General features: G+C 39.7%; 10 protein-coding genes. 9 read left to right on the top strand and 1 reads right to left on the bottom strand.

Features of this window, described 5'->3' with window-relative positions:
• The 4 genes from ACUVXA_RS13120 to ACUVXA_RS13105 all read left to right on the top strand — a co-directional run.
• Positions 1-950: DUF72 domain-containing protein (locus ACUVXA_RS13120; RefSeq protein ID WP_445871723.1), on the top strand; the 950-nt coding region annotated here is incomplete at its 5' end.
• A gap of 274 nt (positions 951-1,224) precedes the next feature.
• Positions 1,225-1,443, top strand: a complete 219-nt coding sequence (locus ACUVXA_RS13115) for a hypothetical protein (protein WP_445871722.1) — start codon at positions 1,225-1,227, stop codon at positions 1,441-1,443.
• Positions 1,444-1,645: 202 nt separating this feature from the next.
• On the top strand, positions 1,646-1,879 hold the full coding sequence (locus ACUVXA_RS13110) for an indolepyruvate ferredoxin oxidoreductase subunit alpha (RefSeq protein WP_445871721.1): 234 nt from the start codon (positions 1,646-1,648) through the stop codon (positions 1,877-1,879).
• Between the two features lie 132 nt (positions 1,880-2,011).
• Entirely contained in the window at positions 2,012-3,181 is a 1,170-nt protein-coding gene (locus tag ACUVXA_RS13105; protein WP_445871720.1) for an acyl-CoA dehydrogenase family protein, read from the top strand.
• A gap of 93 nt (positions 3,182-3,274) precedes the next feature.
• Here ACUVXA_RS13105 and ACUVXA_RS13100 read toward each other — a convergent pair whose 3' ends face one another.
• Positions 3,275-3,904, bottom strand: coding sequence for a cobalamin B12-binding domain-containing protein (locus tag ACUVXA_RS13100; protein WP_445871719.1), 630 nt, complete (start codon positions 3,902-3,904; stop codon positions 3,275-3,277).
• Between the two features lie 80 nt (positions 3,905-3,984).
• On the opposite strand from ACUVXA_RS13100, the gene ACUVXA_RS13095 reads away from it, so the two are divergent.
• From ACUVXA_RS13095 to ACUVXA_RS13075, 5 genes are all read left to right on the top strand, one after another.
• The gene (locus ACUVXA_RS13095; RefSeq protein ID WP_445871718.1) at positions 3,985-5,451 is read left to right on the top strand and encodes a sulfatase; all 1,467 of its coding nucleotides are present in this window, start codon (positions 3,985-3,987) and stop codon (positions 5,449-5,451) included.
• 128 nt (positions 5,452-5,579) lie between these two features.
• Entirely contained in the window at positions 5,580-6,224 is a 645-nt protein-coding gene (locus tag ACUVXA_RS13090; protein WP_445871724.1) for a corrinoid protein, read from the top strand.
• 23 nt (positions 6,225-6,247) lie between these two features.
• Positions 6,248-7,294 (top strand): uroporphyrinogen decarboxylase family protein, encoded by a 1,047-nt coding sequence (locus tag ACUVXA_RS13085; RefSeq protein ID WP_445871717.1) that lies wholly within the window; start codon positions 6,248-6,250, stop codon positions 7,292-7,294.
• Positions 7,295-7,403: 109 nt separating this feature from the next.
• Positions 7,404-7,682, top strand: a complete 279-nt coding sequence (locus tag ACUVXA_RS13080) for a hypothetical protein (RefSeq protein WP_445871716.1) — start codon at positions 7,404-7,406, stop codon at positions 7,680-7,682.
• Positions 7,679-7,862 (top strand): hypothetical protein (locus tag ACUVXA_RS13075; protein WP_445871715.1); only part of this gene is annotated, 184 nt, incomplete at its 3' end. The genes ACUVXA_RS13080 and ACUVXA_RS13075, both read left to right, overlap by 4 nt.

Here is a 7,862-nt window from a genome sequence, read left to right as displayed (position 1 = left end):
AAGTCCAAGAATGGTATTATTTATCATTAAATCTTTCTACTGTTGTGAACCCCCTCGCCAAGAGTGGAAAGCTGGGCGGTTATCTCATTCAACTGCCTCCAAAAATGAAATTTGACCAAAGCAAGGCAGAGGCTTTCTACACCCTTCTTCCAGAAAAATACAAATTTGCCATAGAGTTTAGAAACTCAACTTGGCTCAGTGATCAATCAATCAAACTACTCAGTAAATACAACATCGCCTACACAGTACTAGACGAACCGTTATTACCACCGGACATTAAAATAACAGCAAACTTCACCTATTTTAGATGGCATGGAAGAGGAAGAGAACCCTGGTATGATTATCTATACACACAAGACGAACTCAAAGAATGGATACCAAAGATCCAAGAGGCACAGGAAAGCGTAAACGAATTTTATGGATATTTCAACAATCACTATCACGGATATGCCCCTGAAAACTGCCTAGACATACTAGAAATGTTAGGAATTTCTACACCAGTTCAAAAACAAACCAGAGAAAGAATCAAACAATACCGAAAAGGTCCCCCAAAACCAGCACCCACCCCAATAACACTTCTAGATTTCATGGAAGAAAAGCCGAAAGAAACAGTTGAAGAAGAGGTAAAGATGGAGGAAAATATTGAATCTCTCCTAAGAATTTTTGCTGACGAAGGAAGGATCCTAAGAGGAAGAGTGATGAAAAGCGATGAAGTAAAAGAGGTAAAAATTGAAAACCAAAAAATATCAGCAAAGATGAGAGATTACAGCATACTAATCGATCAGGGAGAAAAAATAATCGAACACAACTGCGACGACTGGAAAAGAAGAAAAAACCAAAAAAAGTTTTGCAAACACATCGTAAAACTGTTCCTCACCTTACCCGAAAAAAAGTCCGAAAAAATTTTGAGGAATATATCCCAGAACTTAAATGAATGGAGATTCGAATAAAAGTCTAACCTCTCCTTAACCTCCTAAAATTCAACAAAATCTTATTTCAAATCAAAATATAACGGAATTTAATTCCTCAAATTTTTTAGAAAATAATTTTCAAATATTACCCAGATACCACATATCCTAAATAATCCCTATTTTTATCTAAGATAATATCCCAAATAAACTAATAAAAAATCAATTTTGAGGTTAAAAATCGATATAGAAAAAATCATCAATTTTTAAAAAATATCATAAAAACATAAAAAAGCGACTATTTTGGGGGTAAAAAATGACCACCGAAAAACTGATGCATAAAAACAATAGGAAAATCTCCGATGAAGACCTAATAGATTTTGTCAAAGAGTTAGAAGATGTTTACGATTCGTATCTCCGAGAAAAAGAGGATAAAGCGGTTAGAGACCTCTTGCTTCTGAATGAAATATACAACTCGATGGTGGAGATTAAAAGAGTTCTTAGGGTTAGAAAAGTCGAAGTTCAGGAACTATAAATAAAATTTTCCTGCTCAATTTTTCCTGTTTATTTTTCAATACATAAAGGCTTTTCGTAAATCTCAAGAGTTAAGATATGGTTTTTAATTCTAATTTTTAAAAAAGAGTGTTTTTTGAAAAATTTTATGTTAGGGGAGTTAGAAAAGTATATATGTTGTGTCTTATTGTTCCAAGTTGGTGAACGACCGAAAGGTGGCACTCTTGAAATTTAATTATCCCGTGCTAGTTAATCCAGAAAAATGCCAACACTGCGGCACATGCAAGTTGGTCTGTCCACTAGGCGCAATAAAAGAGATTGATCCAAGATTTAAAGTAGACATATCCAAATGCGCAACCAGAATTGACTGCTTCTCCTGTGTAATGCACTGCAAAAGCCATGCACTGGTTCTAAAACAAGGAGACATTTACGAAAAGATTAATATACCGATGAAATAGGAAAATCTTTCCAACAATGTTGAAATTTTAGTTTAAAAAAATAGCAAATTGGACAGGAATAATTGAATTTTATAGAGGAGGGCGAATAATGATTAGAGTACATCACTTAAAAAATGTTGGAGGTTGGGAAGAATGATAGATTTTCAACTTACAGAAGAACAAATTGCTCTACGTGAAAAGGCACGTAAATTTGCAATTGAAGAGATACTTCCTGTATCACAAAAATACGATAAAAGTGGCGAGTTTCCACGTCCGGTTTATGAAAAAGCATTCAAAGCAGGCCTCATGAATCTTGGAATCCCCAAAGAATACGGCGGATCGGGCTATGGATCCTTAGAATCAGTACTTGTAGTTGAAGAAATTGCTGCAGCCGACCCGGGAATTGCGACCTCCATGTATGCAAATGATCTAGGAGCAGAACCCATAGTACTCGCAGGTACTGACGAGCAAAAACGTAAATTTTTAACGCCACTCACCAAAGAACTGAAATTCATCGCCTTTGCAACATCAGAGCCAGGTATGGGTAGCGATGTGGCTGGTATCCAAGCGACTTCTGAACGTAAGGGAGATGAGTATGTTTTGAATGGTAATAAGTTTTGGATTACTAATGGGGATGTGGCTAGCTATTATGTTATTTTTGCTCGATTGAAGGGTACGAAGCGTCATGAAGGTTTGTGTGCTTTTGTGGTTCCGCGGGAAAGTGAAGGTTTGTCCACAGGTAAACCCTTGGAGAAACTGGGGCATCGAGCATCCGATACTGGGGCGGTTATTCTTCGTAATGTTCATGTCCCTGTGGAGAATCGCCTTGGTGATGAAGGTATAGGCTTTCTGTTGGCTATGGGAACTTTTATGCACACGCGTCCCGCAATTGGAGCCTTTGCGACTGGTTTAGCTCGTTCAGCCATGGAGTATGCAATTAACTATGCTAAGCAACGGGAAGCCTTTGAGCACAAAATCTCAAGTTTCCAAGCAATTCAGCAGATGGTGGCCGATATGTATGCTCGCGTCGAAGCTATGCGTCTATTGACCTGGAGAGCCGCTTGGCTCATTGATAAGGGAGATAAAGATGCTAATACAGCTGCTAGCATAGCCAAGCTTGTTGGTGCTGAGGACGCTATGAAGATTGCCACCGATGCTTTGCAGGTGTACGGTGGCCGGGGTTATCTGGAGAATTATCGGATTGCTAAACTCTTTAGGGATGCAAAACTCTTCCAAATCTATGAGGGGACATCACAGGTTCAGCGGTATGTTATCTCGCGGTACCTCTTCAAGGACTATGAACCTATTATGAAGGGCTTTTAGGATTTCAGAGTAAATAATCTATTAATCTCATTTTTTATTTTTAGGATTTTTATGTATTATTTATAAAGAAATGTGACTCCTTTTTTAAGGAGTTCATTCTAGAAATTTTTGACAAATTTTTACTGCTTCTAGGGGATCCTTAGCATAAGCGTCTGCGCCAATCTTTTTTGCAGTATTTTCGTCGAATGCTGCGCCTCCACAAATTACTTTTACTTTGTCTTTTAGGTTATCTTTTTCCAGCAACTTTATGGTTTCTTTCGCAGCTTCTAGTGCCACCGTGAGGAGAGCGGACATTCCAAGAATATCAGCATTTACTTCTCTTATTGCTTCTATGAATCTTTCTGGTGTTACGTCGACCCCTAAATCTTCAACGTAAAATCCTGAAGATACGAGCATGGTTATCACAATGTTTTTTCCTATGTCGTGGAGGTCTCCGCGAACCGTCCCTATAACGATTTTTCCTTTAACTTGGGTTTTAAGGCCCTTTTTCTCTAGGACTGGTTTAATTTCTTGAAAAGCATTTTGGAAAATTTCACCAGCAGTTATTAGTTCTGCTAAAAAATATTCCTTTTTATCGTATAGGTCGCCTACTATTTTTAAACCCTGAGAGAGGCGGTCTATAATCTCTAAAGGATCTTCGCCCTTCTTTATTTCCTTTTTTACGTTTTCTAATAATTTGCTTCTTTCCAGATTAGCCATAGCATCGAGAAGCTCATCAGCCAAGATGATCACCCTTTTTAAATAGTAAATATATCAGGTTTGAAAATTTTAACGAGTTAAATTAAAATATAGTGGAAATCCTAGTGGCTTACATACTTTGCTATTGGGAATCAGATGAAATTAATTGCTTTCTCTTAGTTATAAAAGTTGGTGAAATAGACTTGAACGTGGTGATTATTGTTTTGGATACTTTGAGAAAAGATCATGTGGGAATATATGGAAATAGTGAAGTAGTAACTCCTAATTTAGATGCTTTAGCAAGAGAAAGCATTATTTTCGAGGATGCCCACCCTGAATCTCTTCCAACAATTCCATTCCGACGTTCCACACACACGGGAATTCGAACCTTTCCTTTCAAAGAGTACCACCCTAGAAAAGGAGACATGGTTCAGGCTTATGGCTGGGAGCCTATTCCCGAGACTCAAACCACTCTGGCTGAGATTCTCCGCAGAGAGGGTTATACGACTGCCTTCATCACGGATACTTACCATTACTTTAAACCTAGTATGAATTTTCATAGAGGATTTGCTCAGTGGCAGTTAATCAGAGGTCAGGAAGTAGATCCGTATCGAACCGCACCAAAACCTGACCAAAAAAAATTGGAGCACCACATCCCCCAGAGTGGAGATTGTGGACATATGATGCTTATACTTCCACAGTATCTCACGAACATATCGGATCGTAGGACTGAGGAGGATTATTTTTCCCCCCAAGTGTTTAACGCTGCAATAAAATGGATTGAACAAAACAGAGAAGTTGAAAAATTTTTCCTATTCATTGATTCATTTGACCCCCATGAGCCTTGGGATCCCCCTCAAATCTATCGCGATCTTTATTATTCCAACTACTCGGGAAGAGAAGTTATCACCCCGAACTACTCAACTAATACCGATTATCTAACATCCGAAGAGCTGAATTATATGAAAGCTCTTTACGCCGGCGAGGTTACCATGGTGGACACCTGGCTTGGGAAATTCATAAAAAAAATGAGGAAGCTTGAGTTATTAGATAAATCTTTATTAATACTGATAAGTGACCATGGACATCAACTGGGGGAACATAATGTGATGGGTAAAATTCCTCGGGGGCTCTACCCAGAGTTAATGGACATCCCATTCTTCATCAGACACCCTGACGGTTTAAATATGGGCAAACGTGTTTCAGGATTTGTTTATAATCATGACATTGTTCCCACCATACTCCAGTTTCTTGAAGTTGAATCCCCAGTAATGACTGATGGAAATGAGCTTTGGTCTCTAATAAACGGAGAGCAGGAAGCACGGAGTTATGCAACCTCGGGATTTAATGGTTACGTTTGGATAAAGGATGGAGAATTCGTATATATATCAAATTACTCAAGAAGTAGAGAATATCTATTCGATCTGAAAAAGGATCCTAACCAGAACCAGAACATCATAGAAGAAAACAGGGACATTGCGGACATGATGTTTCAGAGAATCCTCCACGACGCTGGTGGAAAACTTGTAGACCACAGTGCAATCAGAGCTAAAGCATCTGAGGAATGGTATAAAATGGAAGGTTTAGTCTAAAAACTTTTATCTGAGTTTAAACATATTAATACGTTATTTGCTAAGAGATAGTTAGACAAATATTTATATTATATATTAAGGAAGATGGATACAATCCATACTATGATTAAACCGAGTAATCGGGAGGTCTGCATATATCTGAGCAGATTTTTGAAAAGCTTTCCTCAGCGGTAATAAATGCTGATTCCGAACTCACGAGGGAAGCTGCAGTAGAAGCCTTGGATCAAGGAATAGACGCCTACGATGCCTTAACTCAGGGTTTAATGAAAGGCATAGAGATAGTTGGGGAGAAGTTTGGAAATAAGGAGTATTTTATTTCAGACGTATTAATGTCAGCACAAGCCATGCAAGCGGGGTTAGAAATCTTGGAACCACATCTAAAAGCGAAAAAGAGCAGTGGACACGGAAAGGTGTTAATAGGCACAGCTTTTACGGATATACACACAATAGGTAAGAACATTGTTAAGATAATGCTACAGGCAAGCGGTTTTGATGTAATCGACATTGGCGAAAATGTCCTCCCAGAAACTTTCCTAGAGAACGTTAAGAAATATAATCCAGACGTCTTAGCTATGTCCGGTATTATTTCATCGGCTAGAGCTGAGATGGAAAAAACAATAGAGGCCCTGGAGAGAGAGGGACTAAGGGATAGGGTTCGAATAATAATTGGAGGAGCCGCAACTTCCGAGGAATTTGCTAAAAAGATTGATGCTGATGCTTATGGAAGCGATGCTCAGGATGCAGTCCAAAAGGTAAAAAAATTAATAGAATAATAGTTTATGGTGGAGGTTGAACTATGTCTGGTGAAGAGTTAACTGCTAAGGAGCGGATGAAGAGGGTTTTTCTAAGGCAAGATCCTGATAGGATTCCGGCTTATCCCTCTGTAGGGGCAGGAAACGCAAGGCTTGCAGGAATGTCCATAAAACAGTTTATAACAGATCCAGAATCAATGGCTTCCGCTATTCTTAAGGCATATAAGCTTTACACTCCGGACGTGATGCTTATCCTTGGTGACACCCTAGTGGAAGCCGAAGCCTTCGGGGTTAAATTAAAGTACTATGAGGATAGGCTTCCTGAAGCAGTGGATTTTCCGGTTAAAGATTTGAAAAAAGATGTTAAGAATATAAAAATGCCCGACCCTAGGAAAGACGGCAGGTTACCCAACATTCTAAAAGCTGGTGAACTGGTACTGGAGGAATTAAGAAAAACCACAGCAGTAGGTGGACTAGTTGCAGGACCATTCTCGCTTCTCATGGCGCTACGAGGACCAGAACAAATATACTATGATATGGTTGAAAATCCGGATTATGTTCACGAAATGCTGGATATAACCACAGCTTTCTCAATAGAGGAAGGAAGAGCCCAAGCCGAGGTTAGACTAGGACTAAATCTCGGAGATCCCATAGCAGGTACCTTGTCTCCGAAACAGTTTGACGAGTTTGCAGGTCCCGCCCTTAAAAAAGTAATTAAAACTTGGGCTAGTGAAGGAAAATTCTGCGCACTTCACATATGTGGCGACGTAAATCATCTTATCGATAAGCTTGTTGAACTAGGCCCCGGAATGCTCAGCGTTGACGCCCCCGTTAACCTAGCAGAAGCGAAGAGGAAGATTGCGGGCAGAGTGGTTCTGGTAGGCAATGTTGACCCGGTAAAAGTTATGCTGGAAGGAACACCGGAGGATGTGAAAAAAGCCGTTAAAGAGTGCATACGCCAGGCAGCACCTGGAGGAATGTACATGCTCGCCACCGGATGCGAGGTTCCCCCAGAAACACCCTTAGCAAACCTGAGAGCCTTTATGGATGCCGCAAGAGAATATGGTAAATATCCCTTAGAACTCGCCTAAGGACAGGTAACCAAATACCCAGAAGATTACAACAGAGAAATCATAAAAGAAGAAGCAGAAAACGATTGAGAAAAGGCGTTATTCTGTTCTAATCATTGACAATTTCCACTTGGACCCAGAACACGGTTTTATCATCGATGGCTTTCCAACCTTGGAACTTGCGATTGAATTTGCAAGACGCTGGACGCGAGACTCGCTTGAAAGTTTTCGAAAGCCGAATCAGTCAAAAAAGGAACTCCGCAAAATGTGGTACATGTTTGGAGAAACCGCCATTGTTCTTGACAGCGATTATTCTGCTAACTCAGAGTTGGATTTCTTCATTGACCACCCTGCTACACTTGAAGAAAGAGATTGGCAGTCTGTAAAGAAGAAAGCGGGAATTCAGTGACCATTGGCCAGTTGGCTCTAGTGATAACCTTTTTGGTACAATCTCATTCAAACAGTTCTAACTCAGGATGCTTTTTTGCCTCCTCAATTATTGGGCCTCTTACGGAAAAGCCAATAGCTCTATTACTACCGTTGTCCGAAACTTACCCATTTAGGACACCGCCTAAATGGTGTTCGGTTC

This window comes from Candidatus Jordarchaeum sp., assembly GCF_052745115.1.
This window is presented reverse-complemented; position numbering and strand designations above follow the sequence as displayed.